Origin of the sequence: Glycomyces artemisiae, assembly GCF_003002955.1 — a bacterium.
In the GTDB taxonomy this organism is placed as follows: Bacteria; Actinomycetota; Actinomycetes; order Mycobacteriales; family Micromonosporaceae; genus Glycomyces; species Glycomyces artemisiae.
This window is the reverse complement of sequence record NZ_PVTJ01000007.1, coordinates 330,816-347,036: the sequence shown is the minus strand read 5'-3', so window position 1 is coordinate 347,036 and position 16,221 is coordinate 330,816. Positions and strand designations below refer to the sequence as shown.

At 71.5% G+C, this 16,221-nt stretch carries 17 protein-coding genes; 12 read left to right on the top strand and 5 right to left on the bottom strand.

Translation table 11 applies throughout. From position 1 onward, the window contains the following. Positions 1–9: 9 nt before the first annotated feature. Positions 10–999, bottom strand: a complete 990-nt coding sequence (gmd, locus tag B0I28_RS19205; RefSeq protein ID WP_106365447.1) for a GDP-mannose 4,6-dehydratase — start codon at positions 997–999, stop codon at positions 10–12. Between the two features lie 171 nt (positions 1,000–1,170). Between gmd and B0I28_RS19200 the strand changes: the two genes are divergently transcribed. The 3 genes from B0I28_RS19200 (at position 1,171) to B0I28_RS19190 (ending at position 4,482) form a co-directional block, all read left to right on the top strand. Beyond that, positions 1,171–2,316: an alkaline phosphatase PhoX gene (locus B0I28_RS19200; protein ID WP_106365446.1), complete on the top strand. Its 1,146-nt coding sequence runs from the start codon at positions 1,171–1,173 to the stop codon at positions 2,314–2,316. Positions 2,317–2,440: 124 nt separating this feature from the next. Then, positions 2,441–3,415, top strand: coding sequence for an NAD(P)/FAD-dependent oxidoreductase (locus tag B0I28_RS19195; protein WP_106365445.1), 975 nt, complete (start codon positions 2,441–2,443; stop codon positions 3,413–3,415). A 101-nt stretch (positions 3,416–3,516) separates the two neighbouring features. Further along, the gene (locus tag B0I28_RS19190; protein ID WP_106365444.1) at positions 3,517–4,482 is read left to right on the top strand and encodes an NAD(P)H-quinone oxidoreductase; all 966 of its coding nucleotides are present in this window, start codon (positions 3,517–3,519) and stop codon (positions 4,480–4,482) included. A 211-nt stretch (positions 4,483–4,693) separates the two neighbouring features. On the opposite strand, the gene B0I28_RS19185 is transcribed toward B0I28_RS19190, so the two are convergent. After that, positions 4,694–5,128, bottom strand: coding sequence for a MerR family transcriptional regulator (locus tag B0I28_RS19185; RefSeq protein ID WP_106365443.1), 435 nt, complete (start codon positions 5,126–5,128; stop codon positions 4,694–4,696). 178 nt (positions 5,129–5,306) lie between these two features. Between B0I28_RS19185 and thrS the strand changes: the two genes are divergently transcribed. Together thrS and B0I28_RS19175 are read left to right on the top strand one after the other, a co-directional pair. After that, positions 5,307–7,355, top strand: coding sequence for a threonine--tRNA ligase (gene thrS, locus B0I28_RS19180; protein WP_106365442.1), 2,049 nt, complete (start codon positions 5,307–5,309; stop codon positions 7,353–7,355). Positions 7,356–7,583: 228 nt separating this feature from the next. Next, positions 7,584–8,363 (top strand): hypothetical protein, encoded by a 780-nt coding sequence (locus tag B0I28_RS19175; RefSeq protein ID WP_106365441.1) that lies wholly within the window; start codon positions 7,584–7,586, stop codon positions 8,361–8,363. A 2-nt stretch (positions 8,364–8,365) separates the two neighbouring features. Here the strand turns inward: B0I28_RS19175 and B0I28_RS19170 are convergent, their stop codons facing one another. Beyond that, positions 8,366–9,859, bottom strand: coding sequence for a potassium/proton antiporter (locus tag B0I28_RS19170; protein WP_106365440.1), 1,494 nt, complete (start codon positions 9,857–9,859; stop codon positions 8,366–8,368). A gap of 81 nt (positions 9,860–9,940) precedes the next feature. Between B0I28_RS19170 and B0I28_RS19165 the strand changes: the two genes are divergently transcribed. The 6 genes from B0I28_RS19165 (at position 9,941) to pdxS (ending at position 14,766) form a co-directional block, all read left to right on the top strand. Beyond that, positions 9,941–10,480 carry an HIT family protein gene (locus B0I28_RS19165; RefSeq protein WP_245889037.1) on the top strand — a complete coding sequence of 180 codons (540 nt, stop codon included), beginning with the start codon at positions 9,941–9,943 and terminating at the stop codon, positions 10,478–10,480. Positions 10,481–10,592: 112 nt separating this feature from the next. Continuing rightward, complete coding sequence (gene pgsA / locus B0I28_RS19160) at positions 10,593–11,222, top strand: phosphatidylinositol phosphate synthase (RefSeq protein WP_106365439.1); 630 nt, start codon at positions 10,593–10,595, stop codon at positions 11,220–11,222. Continuing rightward, positions 11,215–12,099, top strand: a complete 885-nt coding sequence (locus B0I28_RS19155; protein WP_106365438.1) for a phosphatidylinositol mannoside acyltransferase — start codon at positions 11,215–11,217, stop codon at positions 12,097–12,099. The genes pgsA and B0I28_RS19155 overlap by 8 nt, the downstream gene beginning before the upstream one ends. An 8-nt stretch (positions 12,100–12,107) precedes the next feature. After that, complete coding sequence (locus B0I28_RS19150; protein ID WP_106365490.1) at positions 12,108–13,226, top strand: glycosyltransferase; 1,119 nt, start codon at positions 12,108–12,110, stop codon at positions 13,224–13,226. 43 nt (positions 13,227–13,269) lie between these two features. Next, on the top strand, positions 13,270–13,749 hold the full coding sequence (locus B0I28_RS19145) for a hypothetical protein (RefSeq protein ID WP_106365437.1): 480 nt from the start codon (positions 13,270–13,272) through the stop codon (positions 13,747–13,749). A 96-nt stretch (positions 13,750–13,845) separates the two neighbouring features. Further along, positions 13,846–14,766 carry a pyridoxal 5'-phosphate synthase lyase subunit PdxS gene (gene pdxS / locus B0I28_RS19140; RefSeq protein WP_106365436.1) on the top strand — a complete coding sequence of 307 codons (921 nt, stop codon included), beginning with the start codon at positions 13,846–13,848 and terminating at the stop codon, positions 14,764–14,766. A 49-nt stretch (positions 14,767–14,815) separates the two neighbouring features. On the opposite strand, the gene B0I28_RS19135 is transcribed toward pdxS, so the two are convergent. Beyond that, on the bottom strand, positions 14,816–15,235 hold the full coding sequence (locus tag B0I28_RS19135) for an SSI family serine proteinase inhibitor (RefSeq protein ID WP_106365435.1): 420 nt from the start codon (positions 15,233–15,235) through the stop codon (positions 14,816–14,818). A gap of 60 nt (positions 15,236–15,295) precedes the next feature. Between B0I28_RS19135 and B0I28_RS19130 the strand changes: the two genes are divergently transcribed. After that, on the top strand, positions 15,296–15,595 hold the full coding sequence (locus B0I28_RS19130; RefSeq protein ID WP_106365434.1) for a hypothetical protein: 300 nt from the start codon (positions 15,296–15,298) through the stop codon (positions 15,593–15,595). Here the strand turns inward: B0I28_RS19130 and B0I28_RS19125 are convergent. Beyond that, positions 15,592–16,206 carry a hypothetical protein gene (locus B0I28_RS19125; protein WP_106365433.1) on the bottom strand — a complete coding sequence of 205 codons (615 nt, stop codon included), beginning with the start codon at positions 16,204–16,206 and terminating at the stop codon, positions 15,592–15,594. The two genes, B0I28_RS19130 and B0I28_RS19125, sit on opposite strands and share 4 nt — an antisense overlap. Positions 16,207–16,221: the final 15 nt, after the last annotated feature.

Below are 16,221 nucleotides of genomic sequence, written 5' to 3'. Positions count from 1 at the left end.
GTAGCCGCGTCAGGAGCCCTCGCGCAGGGCCTTGCGGTCGGCGTCGACCATGACGCGGGCCAGTTCGTCCCAGTGGACGCGGGCGCGCCAGCCGATCTCGCGGGCGATCTTGGCGGGGTCGCCGACGAGCTCGGGGACCTCGGCGGGGCGCTCGTAGCGGTCGTCGTGCTCGATGTGGTCGCGCCAGTCGAGCCCGGCGTGGGCGAACGCGGCCTCGGCGAACTCGCGCACGGTGGCGGCGCGGCCGGTGGCGAGCACGTAGTCGACGGGCTCGGTGTGCTGGAGCATGAGCCACATGGCCTCGGCGTACTCGGGCGCGTAGCCCCAGTCGCGCACGGCGTCGAGGTTCCCCAGGTAGACCTTCTTCTCCAGGCCGGCGGCGATGCGCGCGACGGCGCGCGTGATCTTGCGGGTCACGAACGTCTCGCCGCGCCGGGGGCTCTCGTGGTTGAACGCGATGCCGTTGACGGCGAACATCCCGTACGACTCCCGGTAGTTCACGGTGGCCCAGTGCGCGAACAGCTTCGCGACCCCGTAGGGGCTCCTCGGGTGGAACGGGGCGGTCTCGTCCTGCGGCGGGGCCGTGGTGCCGAACATCTCCGAGGTGGACGCCTGGTAGATGCGGGCGTCGATCCGGCTGGCGCGCACGGCCTCCAGAAGCCTGATGGCCCCGAGGGCGGTTACGTTCGCCGTGTAGTCGGGCAGGTCGAAGCTCACGCGCACATGGGACTGCGCGGCGAGGTTGTAGATCTCGTCGGGCTCGATGTCGCGGATGAGGTTGACCAGGAGGCCCGCGTCCGTGACGTCGCCCTTGTGGAGGAACAGGCGCCGCCCCGACTCGTGCGGGTCCTGGTAGACCGCCTCCAGGCGGGAGGTGTTCGCGATGAGGGAGGACGCGTGCCGCACCACGCCGTGCACCGTGTAGCCCTTCGCGAGCAGCAGTTCGGCCAGGTAGGAGCCGTCCTGCCCGGTGATCCCGGTGATGAGTGCCGTCTTCACGGCCCCGAGTCTAGTTCGTGCCCGGGGGAGGACCCCGCGCGTTCAGGCGCAGGCCCGCAGCCCGTCACGCGAACGTTTCGTGAAAGCTACTCGCAAAAGCCGCAAAGTCCCTACGCTGGCCTGCGGCAGCGGTTCCGCTGCGTCCCATCCCGTCTCAAAGGACTGCCAACCATGCAACGACGGAACGTCATGCGCGCCGCGGTCGCCGGCGCCGGATCGGTCGCGCTCGGCTTCACCATGACCAGGCCCTCCTTCGCCTACCCCGCCGTCCCCGGCACCAGCCCGTACGGCGCCCTCCAGGCCGCCGACGCCCGCGGCGTCCAGCTGCCCGCCGGGTTCACCTCCCGGATCGTGGCCCGCTCCTCGCAGGTCGTCGCCGGCACCTCGTACACCTGGCACGCCGCGCCCGACGGCGGCGCGTGCTTCGCCGACGGCGAAGGCTGGATCTACGTCTCCAACTCCGAGGTCTCCACCGGCGGCGGGGTCGGCGCGCTCCGCTTCGACGCCGCCGGGAACGTCGTCGACGCCTACCGCACCCTCGACGGCACCCGCACCAACTGCGCGGGCGGCGCCACCCCCTGGAACACCTGGCTGTCCTGCGAGGAGGTCGACCGCGGCTACGTCTACGAGACCGACCCGTTCGGCGCCGACGCGGCCGTGCGCCGCGACGCCATGGGCCGCTTCAAGCACGAGGCCGCCGCGGCCGACGCCGACCACGGCGTCGTCTACCTGACCGAGGACGTCAGCGACGGCGCCTTCTACCGCTTCCGGCCCACCACCTGGGGGAACCTCGCCACCGGGACCCTCCAGGTCCTCACCCAGACCGGCTCGACCCTCGCGTGGGCCACCGTCCCCGACCCCGACGGCTCCCCGACCGCCACCCGCAACCAGGTCGCGAACACCAAGCGCTTCAACGGCGGCGAGGGCTGCTACTACCACGGCGGCATCTGCTTCTTCACCACCAAGGGCGACAACAAGGTCTGGGCCTACGACGCCGACGCGAACACCCTCGCCACGGTCTACGACGACAACGTCTCCGGCGCGCCGCTCACCGGCGTCGACAACATCACCGGCGCCTCCGGCTCCGGCGACCTGTTCGTCGCCGAGGACGGCGGCAACATGGAGATCTGCATCATCACCCCCGACGACGTGGTCGCCCCGTTCCTGCGCCTCACCGGCCAGAGCGGCTCCGAGATCACCGGCCCCGCGTTCAACCCCGCCGGGGACCGCCTCTACTTCTCGTCGCAGCGCGGCACCAGCGGCTCCTCCAGCGGCGGCATCACCTACGAGGTCACCGGCCCCTTCCGCGGCATCTGACCCCGAATCAGACCCGGCCTCCGACCCCGGCCGGGGCCGCACGCGAGCGATTTGTGCGGCCCCGCCGGGCCTCCGCCGCCGCTAGGATCGTGGGAACTGCCGCCAACCTGAAGCCGGTGACGCCATGCCCCTAGCCACAGTGGACCTCGCGATCGTCGGCGCCGGGCCGACCGGCCTCTTCGCCGCCTACTACGCGGGCTTCCGGGGCCTGCGCACCGCCGTGATCGACACGCTCCCCGAAGCGGGCGGCCAGATCACCGCCATGTACCCCGAGAAGCAGATCTTCGACGTCGGCGGGTTCCCCGAGATCAAGGGCCGCGACCTCGTCGAGAACCTCCTGCGCCAGGCCGCCCCCTTCGAGCCGCTCTACCTCCTCGGCCACCAGGCCCTCAAGCTCCAGCACGTGGACGGCCTGCCCGTGCTCGACCTCACCGGCGACCTCCGCGTCGAGGCGAAGGCCCTGCTCATCACCGGCGGCCTCGGCAGCTTCGCGCCCCGGCCCCTCCCTGCGGCCGAAGGGTTCCGCGGCGCCGGGATCGTCTACTTCGTCCCCGAGCTCGCCGCCCACGCCGGGCAGGACGTCGTCATCGTCGGCGGCGGCGACTCCGCGTTCGACTGGGCGCTCGCCCTCCACGGCGTGGCCCGCTCCACCGTGATCGTCCACCGCCGCGAGCGGTTCCGCGCCCACGCCGCCACGATCGACCGCGTGCGCGCCCTCGGCGTGCCGATCATCGTGAACGCCCAGGTCACCGCGATCCACGGCACCACGCATGTGGAAGGCGTCGCGATCGACGTCAAGGACGAGGGCCCGCGCGAACTCCCCGCCGACGCGGTCGTCGCCGCGCTCGGCTTCACCGCCGACCTCGGGCCGCTGGGGGAGTGGGGCCTGGACCTCGACCACCGCACGATCAGCGTCGACTCCACGATGGCCGCGAGCCTCCCGCGCGTGTACGCCGCGGGCGACATCGCCGCCTACCCCGGCAAGGTCAAGCTCATCGCGACGGGCTTCGGCGAGGCCGCGACGGCCGTCAACAACGCCGCAGTCGCGATCGACCCGGCCGCGCACCTCTTCCCCGGCCACTCCAGCGAGAACCCGTAAACCGTTGCGGCGCAAAGGAATCCGTCAATCGCCGGGGTCCTGATATGACTTACTGACGGGTATGTCGCTTTGGGCTCCAGCGGCAGTCATACTATGCGGGAATGCTTGCCATGACCGTGTCCGGCGGGAGCCTGACCGCCGCCCAGGTGCCCGAACCCGCGCCCGGCCCCGACGAAGTGCTCATCGAGGTCGCCGCCGCCGGCGTCAACCGCGCCGACCTCCTCCAGGTCGCGGGCCACTACCCGCCCCCGCAAGGCGCCCCGGCCTGGCCCGGCCTGGAGGTCTCCGGGACCATCGTCGACGTCGGCAGCGCCGACAACGCGACCCTCCTCGGCGCCGAGGTCTGCGCCCTGCTCCCCGGCGGCGGCTACGCCCAGTACGTCGCCGTCGACGCCGGGCTCGTCCTGCCCACCCCCGAGAACGTCGACCTCGTCGAGGCCGCGGGCCTCCCCGAGGCCGCCGCCACCGTCTACTCCAACCTCGGCTACCTGCTCGGACAGGACGCCCCCGGCAAGCGCCGCGTCCTCGTCCACGGCGGCGCGGGCGGCGTCGGCACCTTCGCCGTCCAGTTCGCCCGCAAGCTCGCCGACGCCGAGACCTGGACCACCGCCCGCGCCGAGCACGCGAAGAAGCTCGAAGCGCTCGGCGCCGACCGCGTCGTCGACTACCGCAGCGAGGACTTCGCCGCCCTCGCCCAGGAGGCCGGGGGCGCCGACGCGATCCTCGACGTCATCGGCGCCGCCTACTTCGAGCCGAACCTCAAGGCCCTCGCCCAGGACGGCCGCCTCGCCATCATCGGCCTCCAGCAAGGGAACGCCGCCCAGATCCACCTCGGCGGCCTCCTCGCCAAGCGCGCCACCATCACCGGCACCACCCTCCGCGCCCGCCCCCTGGAACAGCGCCGCCAGATCCTCGCCGAGGTCTTCGAACGCGTCTGGCCCGCCCTCGACACCGGCGACGTCAAGCCCGTCGTCACCACCCGCCTCCCCCTCGGCGACGCCGCCGAAGCCCACCGCATCATGAACGCGGGCGGCCACTTCGGCAAGATCGTCCTCACCGCGAAGTAGGCTGTCGGACCCGGCGGGCACCATCGAAGCCGGGGGCGCCTGCGAACGCCCGATTCGCGCAGAACCGCCGAGACACGCCCGAGGCCGGACCCGAACGGGTCCGGCCTCGGTTCGCGTGCGGGCTACTTCTCGCAGCAGCCGTGGCAGCAGTCCTCGCCCGCGCACTTGCAGGCGTCGTCGTTGCAGCAGTTGCAGCACTCGTCGCTCATCATCACTCGCATTCACCTCCATCGACCGCTCTCGGGGGACACCAGTTCTCGGGCAGCGGGCCCTCGCACGTGCCCGCCTCCACCGCGCCGAGCATCGCCGTCAGCTGCGAGCGCAGCGACTCCAAGCGCGCGATCTCCGCCGTCACCTCCGCGATGCGCCGCTCCAGGTGCGACCCGGCGGGCTCGCACGGGCACGCGCCCGTGTCGCGCACCGCCAGGAGATCACCGATGTCGGCCAGGCGCAGCCCGGCGCGCTGGCACGCGCGGATGAAGCGGGCGCGGTCCAGCTCGGCGGGCCCGTAGCGCCGGTACCCGGCGGCGCTGCGCTCGGGCGCGGGGAACAGGCCCTCGCGCTCCCAGTGGCGGATGGCGTCGGTGGTCACGCCCGCCGCCTCGGCGAGACGGCCCACGGTCAACGGTGCTGTCGCGGTGGTCATGGAACGACGGTAAACCCCGGTGCCGGGACCAAGGTCAAGTCCGATCCCGGAGTTTCCCCGCACACGCCCCGCCGACATGCCTCACCCGCCGGTAATGGGCTCGATCGCGCCCCCGGGCGGCGACTACCATGGACCCGAACGTCAAGCGCCGGCCGCTCGACCGGCCCATTCCCATTCCATGAGGAGAACCGTGGCTTCCGCAGCACCGAACCAGAGTCCAGTCGTCGTCGAACCCCTCTGGGTGACGGCCGGCACGACCGGTGCCGACGCGGTGGCCGAGGCCGGCCTGCCCGTCGCGGGCCCGAACGCCATCGTCGTCCTCCGCGACGCCGAAGGCCAGCTCCGCGACCTCTCGTGGGCCCCGGAGACCGACGCGAAGGTCGAGCCCGTCCCGCTGAACAGCCCCGACGGGCTCAACGTGCTGCGCCACTCGGCCGCGCACGTCATGGCCCAGGCCGTCCAGGAGCTCCACGAGGCCAAGCTCGGCATCGGCCCGCCGATCACCGACGGCTTCTACTACGACTTCGACGTCGCCGAGCCGTTCAACCCCGACGACCTCAAGGCCGTCGAGAAGCGCATGCTCCAGATCATCAAGCAGGGGCAGACTTTCCACCGCCGCAAGTACGCCTCGCTCGACGAGGCCCGCGCCGAGCTCGCGAACGAGCCCTACAAGCTCGAACTCATCGACACCAAGGGCGAGGGCACCGACGCCGACGAGGTCATGGAGGTCGGCGGCGGCGAGCTCACCGCCTACGACAACCGCGACCGCACCGGCGAGAAGGTCTGGTCCGACCTCTGCCGCGGCCCGCACCTGCCCTCGACCAGGCTCATCGGCGCCGTCAAGCTCATGCGCTCGGCCGCCGCGTACTGGATGGGCTCCGAGAAGAACCCGCAGCTCCAGCGCATCTACGGCACCGCGTGGCCCACCGTCCAGGAGCAGAAGGACTACCTCGCGCGCCTCGCCGAGGCCGAGAAGCGCGACCACCGCAAGCTCGGCCAGCAGCTCGACCTGTTCTCGTTCCCCGACGAGATCGGCCCGGGCCTGCCGGTGTTCCACCCCAAGGGCGGCATCATCCGCTACGAGATGGAGTCCTACCTGCGCGAGCGCCAGCGCGAGGCCGGGTACGAGCTGGTGAACACCCCGCACATCACCAAGGAGCAGCTGTTCCACACCTCGGGGCACCTGCCGCACTACGACGAGGGCATGTTCCCGCCGATCGAGCTCGAAGGCGCGAACTACTACCTCAAGGCCATGAACTGCCCGATGCACAACCTGATCTACCGCTCGCGCGGGCGCTCCTACCGGGAGCTGCCGCTGCGCCTGTCGGAGTTCGGGACCGTGTACCGGTACGAGAAGTCCGGCGTGGTCCAGGGCCTCACCCGCGTGCGCGGCCTGACCCAGGACGACGCGCACATCTACTGCACCCAGGAGCAGGCGCCCGGCGAGATCCGGAGCCTCCTGGAGTTCGTGCTCCAGCTGCTGCGCGACTACGGCCTGAACGACTTCTACCTGGAGCTGTCCACCAAGGGCGACTCCGACAAGTTCATCGGCGACGACGCCCAGTGGGAGGAGGCCACCGCGGTCCTGCGGCAGGTCGCCGAGGAGTCGGGCCTCGACCTGGTTCCGGACCCGGGCGGGGCGGCCTTCTACGGCCCGAAGATCTCCGTGCAGGCGAAGGACGCGATCGGCCGCACCTGGCAGATGTCGACCATCCAGCTCGACTTCAACCAGCCCGCGCGCTTCCACCTGGAGTACTCCGCGGACGACGGCACCCGCAAGCAGCCGGTCATGATCCACCGGGCGCTGTTCGGCTCGATCGAGCGGTTCTTCGGGGTCCTCACCGAGCACTATGCGGGCGCCTTCCCGGCGTGGCTCGCGCCGGTCCAGGCCGTCGGCATCCCCGTGCGCGACGAGAACGCGGACTACCTGGAGGCCTTCGTGTCGCGCCTGCGCGCGGAGGGCCTGCGCGCCGAGGTCGACCACTCGGACGACCGGATGCAGAAGAAGGTCCGCAACGCGCAGCTCCAGAAGATCCCGTTCATGATCATCGCCGGCGACGACGACCAGAACGCCGGGACCGTGTCCTTCCGCTACCGCGACGGCTCCCAGCGCAACGGCGTGCCCGCCGACGAGGCGGTCGCCCACGTCGCCGAGGTCGTCCGCTCGCGTGTCAACGAAGGCCCTTCGGCCGCAGCCGAACCCGCGGGCGGGGACGCCGCGGAGTAGACCGGGAACGCCCGGTGTCGCGAATGCGACACCGCGGCCGCCGCAGCAGTTCAGGAGCGCAACCGATGCAGATCGGTTGCGCTCCTTGGCATTCCGCTCCGAAACCGCGCGTGCGGGCCGCGTCCGCGGCCGCTCACTTCAGCGGACGGACTCTGGCACGCTGAGTGATGACGTCTCGTGCCGGACCGGCCGCGGCGTCTGATCCTCTACGGCCGGAAGGGGAGTGCGATGAACATCGACACGAGCGGACTGCTGGCGAAATGGACCCGCCGGGTCCTCTACTTCGGGCTGATCGCGGGCGTCCCGGTCGTCGCGGTCGCGGCGCTGCTGAACCAGCTGTTCTTCAGCCTCGCGCTGGCGGTCCCGCTGCTGCTGGCCGCGAACGCGTTCGCACTCGCCTCGGTCGACCAGATGCGCCGCCGCTTCGACGACGTCGACCGGCTCCGCGACGAGATCCGCCACTTCGGCTCTAACAACGCCCGCATCTACCGCAACGACACCGACTTCTACGCCGACGTGCGCGGCTCGGTGGCCCGCGCCCGCGAGTCCGTGTGGGTCAGCTACATCCGCCAGTTCAGGGAGAACGCGCCCCGCGCGGAGTTCGAGCGGCACCTGGAGGCGTGCTTCGAATGGGCCCGCAGCGACTCCCGGCACGTGTTCCGCCGCATCATGTCCAACGGCACCGCGGCCGAGCCCATGACCACCGGGCGCCTCTTCGGCGAGCAGCAGCTCCAATACGTCGCGGCGGCCGAGGCGGGCGGCTTCAACTACCTCGCCAAGGTCCTCACGTGGATGCCGATGCACAACACCGACTCGTACAGCATGATCCTCATCGACGACGAGGAGTTCTACTTCGTGCTGTCGGGCGCCGAGGACGAGTTCTGGGCGCTGCACGTCAACTCCCGCAACCTCGCCGCCGGGCCGCTGCGCGACCGGTTCAACCACCTCTGGCACGACGCCCACAGCCTCCGCGCCCACTACGAGGGCCGCTGCGAGTGCGACGTCTAACGTCAGTCCTTTCCGGTCTCGCCGAGCCAGCGGGCGAGGCGTCCGGCTCTTGCGAGGGCGGTGAGGCGCTGCTCGGTGGCCTCGCGGAGCTTCGGGGTGGTGACGACGATGAGCTGGTCGCCGGAGCGGAGCCGGTCTGCTTTGGCGGGCACGAAGAGCCGGTCGACGCGCACCACCCCTGCGATGGCGGAGCCCTCGGGGAGCCGCAGCTCGAAGATGCGGATGCCCGCGAGCCCCGATCCCTTGGGGACGGTGATGGTGAGGACCTCGCCGTCCACGGCGTCGAGCGGCGCGGTCTCGATGTCCACTTCCTGCACGACACCGGTCTGGGCGAGGCCGAGGCGCTTCGCGGCCCACGGCAGGGTCGGCCCCTGGAACAGGGTGAACACGACCACGAGGATGAACACGAGGTCCCACAGCGACTGCGACCCGGGCAGGTGCTCGGACTGCGGGATCGTGGCGAGCATGATGGGCACGGCCCCGCGCAGGCCCGCCCACGACAGGAGCGTCTTCTCCCGGCCGGAGAACCGGAACGGGATGAGCGACAGCCACACCGACACCGGCCGCGCCACGAGCGTCAGGACCGCGCCGAGGACGAGCGCCGGGACGAGCATGCGCAGCAGGTTCTCCGGGGACGCGAGGAGCCCGAGCATGACGAACATGCCGAGCTGCGCGACCCAGCCGAGGCCCGACGCGAACGACTGCGTCGCGGCCCGGTGCGGCAGCCGCGAGTTCCCCAGGACCAGCGCCGCGAGGTACGCGGCGATGAACCCCGACGCGTGCAGCGTCCCCGCCGCCGCGAACGCCGCCATCCCCAGGCTGAACACCGCCAGCGGGTAGAGGCCCGACACCGGGAGCGCGAGGCGCCGCAGCAGCCACGCCCCGCCCGCGCCCACCGCGAGCCCGATGACCGAACCGGCGGCCAGCTCCCACACGAGCAGCCCCAGCAGCTCGAACGTGTTCGGCAGGCCCTCGGCCGCGGAGAACGCGAGCACCAGGATCACCGCGGGTGCGTCGTTGAACCCCGACTCGGCCTCCAGGGTCCCGCTGAGCCGCTTCGGGAGTCCGATGCCGCGCAGCTCCGAGAACACCGCCGCCGCGTCCGTGGACGCCACGACCGCGCCCATGACCAGCGCGGTCTGCCACGCGAACCCCAGCAGGAAGTGCGCCCCGAGCGCGGTCACCGTCACCGAGACGCCCACGCCCACCGTCGCGAGCATCGACGCGGGCGCGAGCTGCCCCGAGATGGCCCGCCACCTGGTCGACAGGCCGCCCTCGATGAGGATGAGCGCCAGCGCGAACGTCCCCAGCACCTGCGCGAGCTCGAAGTCCTCGAACGGGATGCCCACGCCGTCCTCGCCGAGGACCATCCCGGCCCCGAGGAACACCAGCAGCGCGGGCAGCCCGAGCCGGTGGGTGGCGCGGATCGCCGCGATGGACACGAGCACGGTGACGCAGCCGATGAGCACGACTAGGTACAGCTGGGGCAACGTCACGATCGGAGCTTATCCGAGGTGGAGTGTCCCGGGCGTTTCGTCGCGTTACCGCTTTCCATCGCAGTGGCCTAGGATCGTCCCGTGGAACAGCGCGAAGGACCAGGCGTCCCCGACGGGTACGAGCGGCTGTGGACGCCGCACCGGATGGCCTACATCCAGGGGGAGGGCAAGCCCACCGGCGACGACGCCGACATCGAGGGCTGCCCGTTCTGCGAGATCGCCAAGCAGGGTGACGCCGAGGGCAACATCGTCGCCCGCGGGCAGACGATGTTCGTGGTGCTGAACAAGTACCCGTACAACTCCGGGCACGTCATGGTCGTCCCGTTCCGGCACGTCCCCGACTACACCGACCTCGACGCCGAGGAGGTCGCCGAGATGGGCGCGCTCACCCAGCGGGTCATGACGGTCCTGCGCTCGGCGATCGGCGCGCACGGGTTCAACATCGGCATGAACCAGGGCCAGGTCGCGGGCGCCGGCATCGCCGGGCACCTGCACCAGCACGTCGTCCCCCGCTGGGGCGGCGACGCGAACTTCATGCCGATCATCGGCCGCACCAAGACCCTCCCGCAGTACCTCTCGGACACCCGGGAGCAACTGGCGGCCGCATGGGAGCGGGTGTGACCGGCCGGGCACGGTTAGAGTCAAAGGCACAGCCCCGCTCCGGCCGGCCGGAGCGGACCGCACCCACTTGCCCGAACACCCACTTGGGCGCTGCCGAGAAAATCAGGAGACCATGGCGAAGTTCCTTCGGACCTCCGGCCGAGCGGGCGTGCGCCGCTACGTCGACGCCGCCGCGAGGCTCCTCATCCGCGTCGGCGTGTCCGCCAACGCCGTCACCGTCGCCGGGACCGCCCTCGTGGTCGCCGCCGCCGTCCTGCTGCTGTCGCAGGGCCACCTGCTCGCCGGGCTCATCGTCGTCGGCCTGTCCGTGCTCACCGACATGCTCGACGGCGCCATCGCCCGGGTCAAGGGCACCTCCAGCCGCTTCGGCGCGCTCCTCGACTCGACGTGCGACCGCCTCGCCGACGGCGCGATCTTCGCGGGCCTCGCCTACTACCTGCTCGCCGAGGACCGCTACCTCGGCGCCGCGCTGGCGCTGACCACCGTGGTCGTCTCCCAGCTCGTGTCGTACGTGAAGGCCCGCGCCGAGAGCCTCGGCGCGGAGTGCAACGTCGGCATCGTCGAGCGCCCCGAGCGGCTCATCATCGCCGGGCTCGCCGTCCTCGTCGAGGTCTTCCGCGTCCCGTTCGCCCTGGAAGCGGGCCTGGGCCTGCTCGCGGTGCTCTCCACGATCACTGTCGTGCAGCGGCTCGTCCACTCCCACGCGGCCCTCGCCGCGAGCGAGGAGCCCGTCGATGCCTGAGCGCCTCACCGAGCTGGCCTACCTGGCGGCCTGGCGGGGCGTGCGGCTCATGCCCGAGTCCGCCGCCTACGCCCTGAGCCGCCGCTTCGCCGACCGCGCCGCCCGCAAGAACGGCCGCGGCGTGCAGCAGCTGCGCCGCAACCTCGCCCGCGTCGTCGGCGGCGAGCCGGGCGAGGACCTGGTCCGGGACGCGATGCGCTCGTACGCGCGCTACTGGATCGAGGCGTTCCGCCTCCCGTCGATGAGCGACGAGCACCTGCTGCGCCGCTTCGAGATGAACGGCTTCGAGCCCGTCCACGAACGCGCCCGGCAGGGCCTCGGCTCGATCGTGGCCCTGCCGCACTGCGGGAACTGGGACCTCGCCGGGGCCTGGGTGCCGCGCATCTCCGGCGACCCGCTCACCACCGTCGCCGAGCGCCTCAAGCCCGAAGGGGTCTACCGCCGGTTCCTCGAATACCGCGAGTCCCTCGGCATGACGATCGTCCCGGCCTCCGGCGGCGACCGCAACCCCCAAGCGGCCCTTGGGGAAGCACTCGACGCCGGGCATGTGGTGGCCCTCGTCGCCGACCGCGACCTGGGCCGCTCGGGCACCGAGGTGAAGTTCTTCGGCGAGGCCACGACCTTCCCGTCGGGCCCGGCGCTCCTGGCGATCCGCAACCGCGTCGAGCTGTTCACCGCCGCCATCCACTACGAGGACGACCGGGCCGTCTGCCACATCTCCGGCCCCGTCGACACCGGCTCCGGGACCCTCCGCGAGCGCCTCGCCTCCACCACCCAGCGCGTCGCCGACGCGTTCGAGGAGGGCATCCGCGCCCACCCCGCCGACTGGCACATGCTCCAGCGGTTCTGGACCGCCGACTTCCCGCCGAGGCCGTGATGGGGACCCTGCGGATCGGGATCGTCAGCCCCTACTCCTTCGACGTGCCCGGCGGCGTCCAGTTCCACATCCGCGACCTCGCCGAGACCCTCATTGACGCCGGGCACGACGTGTCCGTGCTCGCGCCCGCCACCGAGACCGAGGGCCTGCCCGACTTCGTCGTCCCCGGCGGGAAGGCCGTCGCCGTCCCCTACAACGGGTCCATCGCCCGCCTCGCCTTCGGCCCCCGCTCGGCGGCGCGGGTCCGCAAGTGGTGCAACGAAGGCGGCTTCGACGTCATCCACGTCCACGAGCCGCTCACCCCGAGCCTCGCGTGCCTCGCCGTCCTCAACGCCCGCTGCCCCGTCGTCGCCACCTTCCACACCGCGATGACCCGCTCCCGCATCCTCGCCGCCGGGAAGCACATGGCCCAGCTGGTCCTGGAGAACCTCTCCGCGCGCATCGCCGTCAGCCCCTACGCCAGGAAGGTCCAGGTGGAGCACCTCGGCGGCGGCGCCGTCGAGATCCCCAACGGCGTCCCCGTCGCCTTCTACCGCAAGGCCGCGCCCCTCGACGGACTCCCCGACGGCCCCACCATCGGCTTCATGGGCCGCTTCACCGAGCCCCGCAAGGGCTTCCCGATCCTCCGCGACGCCTTCGCCGCGCTCGCCGCCGACCGCCCCGACCTCCACCTCGTCGTCGTCGGCCGCGGCGACCCCGAGGCCGCCGTCGCCGGACTCGACCCCGACATCGCCCGCCGCATCCGCTTCCTCGGCGCCGTCTCCGACGAGGAGAAGGCCTCCATGCTCGCCGGCGTCGACCTGTACGTCGCCCCCAACACCGGCGGCGAATCCTTCGGCATGATCCTCACCGAGGCCATGGCCGCGGGCACCTGCGTCCTCGCCAGCGACATCGAGGCGTTCTCCGCGGTCCTCGACGAAGGCCGCGCGGGGGAGCTGTTCGCCGTCGGCGACGCCGCCGACCTCGCCGCGAAGGCCGCCCGCCTCCTCGACGAACCCGCCCTCCGAGGCGCCTATGTGGAGCGCGCGAACGAATGGGTCAAGCGCTACGACTGGCCCGAGGTCGCCGCCCGGCTCCTGGAGGTCTACCGCGCCGCCATCGAAGCGGGCGTCGAGCGCCGCAGGTGATCCCGGCCCGCCCGCCAAGCCGTATGCCCGTACGATGATCCCGATGTGGTGGTTGGCCGTGCTCGTGACGATCGCGGCCGTCGCAGGAGCGTACGCGACCTGGACGGTCGCGCGGGTCGAGCGTCTCCACCGCCGCGCCCGCGCCGCCGAGACCGCGCTCCTCACCAAGCTCGACGACCGCGCCGAGACCGTCCTCCGCTTCGTCGGCAACCCCGGCTTCGAAGAGGTCGTGGCCCTCGCGCTCTCCGTCGTCGCCGTCCCCGCCGACACCCAGCGCCAGCGCGAGCTGCGCGAGTACGCCGAGAACGACCTCACCCGCGCCCTCCGCGAGCTCGCCCAGGACCCGATCTGGACCGACGACCTCGAATCCGCGAACCGCCGCGTCGCCCTCGCCCGGCAGATCCACACCGACTTCGTGCGCGACGCCGTCGCCTCCCGGTCCCTGCGCGTCGCCGTCCTGCTGCGCCTCCACCACCGGCTCCCGCGCCCCCAGTACTGGGACATCGACGACCCCGTCCAGTGACCGGTCACTCCCTCACCGGTTTGTATCAAGGGGCCTGTGAGACGGGTCGCGGCGTAGAATCGGCCAGGTCAGCACCCCTAGCCGCGATGTACCCAGATGGAGCCGGTGACCGTGTCAGAGACCCAGAAGACCGAGGCCGAGGTCGGGACCGCCCGCGTCAAGCGCGGCATGGCCGACATGCTGAAAGGCGGCGTCATCATGGACGTCGTCACCCCCGAGCAGGCCAGGATCGCCGAGGACGCCGGGGCCGTCGCGGTCATGGCCCTCGAACGCGTCCCCGCGGACATCCGCGCCGAGGGCGGCGTCTCCCGCATGTCCGACCCCGACATGATCGACGGCATCATCGAGGCCGTGTCGATCCCGGTCATGGCCAAGGCCCGCATCGGCCACTTCGTGGAGGCCCAGGTGCTGGAGTCCCTCGGTGTCGACTACGTCGACGAGTCCGAGGTCCTCACCCCCGCCGACGAGGCCAACCACATCGACAAGTGGAAGTTCAACGTGCCGTTCGTGTGCGGCGCGACGAACCTCGGCGAGGCCCTGCGCCGCATCGCCGAGGGCGCGGCCATGATCCGCTCCAAGGGCGAGGCCGGCACCGGCAACGTCGTCGAGGCCACCCGCCACATGCGCCAGATCCGCCAGGACATCGGCCGCCTCAAGACCCTCGACGAGGCCGAGCTCTTCGCCGCCGCGAAGGAGCTGCGCGCCCCCTACGAGCTCGTCGCCGAGGTCGCCAGGCTCGGGAAGCTCCCGGTCGTGCTGTTCACCGCGGGCGGCATCGCCACCCCCGCCGACGCGGCCATGATGATGCAGCTCGGCGCCGAGGGCGTCTTCGTCGGCTCCGGCATCTTCAAGTCCGGCGACCCCGCCAAGCGCGCCGCCGCGATCGTCAAGGCCACCGCCTTCCACGACGACCCGAAGATCATCGCCGAGGTCTCCCGCGGCCTGGGCGAGGCCATGGTCGGCATCAACGTCGACACCCTCTCCGAGGAGCAGAAGCTCGCCAAGCGCGGCTGGTAGGACATGCGAAAGGGCCCGGAGCGGATCGCTCCGGGCCCTTTGCGCCGCATCAGCTCTCGACGATGTCGAAGACCGTCCCGCCCGTGGCGAGGACCCCTTCGCACTGGTTCCCGAACGTCTCCTCGTAGTACTTGAACTTCCCGTCCCAGAACCCGAAGCCCTTGAACGTCACCGGCGCGAACATCTTGTTGCAGATCCCGTCGGCCGCTTCGAGCGAGCCGATCTCCCCGTCGACGGCCGTGAGCTGGAGGCACGCCTCCTCGCCGCGCGAGTGGCCCTGCCCGCCGGGGCACGACAGCACCGCCCGCTCGGTCGGGCCGTCCTCGGGGGCGATCTCCAGGTACAGGAAGCCGGTGTCGACGCCGCTGCCGATGCCCGGGTCCACGGGGATCGGATCGGCTTGTGCGGGAGCGGGAGTCATCACCGCGAAGGCTGCGGCGCCGAGGGCGCCGACCGCGAGTTTGCGCATGGGCAGATCCTAAGAACCGGACCGGCTCCGATCGGGCTCCGACACGCCTACGCTAGGCGCATGAACGCAACGGACCTGGACCAGTACGACACTCCCGACCTCCAGCGCCGCGCCTTCGCGCTGGCGCGCGACCGCCACGACTGGCGGTTCTTCATCGACCTGTTCCGGCACACCCCGACCGCCCTCGAAGCCGAGGACCTGGACCCCGACGTCGCCGAGATCGGCGTCGCCATCGACGACCTGGTGGGGATCTGGCGCGAGGCCACGAAGGGCGACTGGGGCGGCGCCGAACCGCTGGCCCGGGCCGCCTTCATCGACTACATCCGCGAGCACGGGAACGGCGACGACGCCGCGAACTAGTCCTCGTCGGCGCCTTCGTCGTCCTGCTGCCGCTTCTTGCGCGGCTCCGCCGCCGGGGCCGCGCTGCCGTCCATCCAGTAGCGGATGTCGGCGGAGAACAGCCACCACAGGGCCAGGATCGAGGCGAACACCCACGGGCCGACGTAGAGGCCGAAGATCGTGGACATGAACATGCCGACGATGAACAGGACCGCGGTGGCGCCGACCGCCCACCAGCGGACGGCCTTCTGGCGGGACTTGAGGCGGACCGCGCACAGCGCGGCGACGATCGCGGCCACGAGCGCGAAGCCCGCGATGACGAGGTTCGAGGCGAGGAAGTTCGTCGACTGGTAGAAGTCGTGCGCGGCCTGGGCGGTCTCGGCCGGGGTCTGGTCGAGGTCCATGTTCGAGTTCTCGTACACGTCCGTCAGCTCCGCGACCGACGCCGAGCGCAGCGAGAACGTGTAGAACGCGAGGATGTTCCCCGCGACGACGGCGCTGACGACCTCGACCCACAGGGCGATCTGGAGGCGCAGGAGCTTCTTGGGCTTCGCGTTCGGGTCGTCCCCCTCTGGCTCGGGCGCGCCCTTGCCTGGATCGCGGTCGCGGCCGAAGTTCGGTTGGGGGAGCATCTCGTGCCTCTCAGA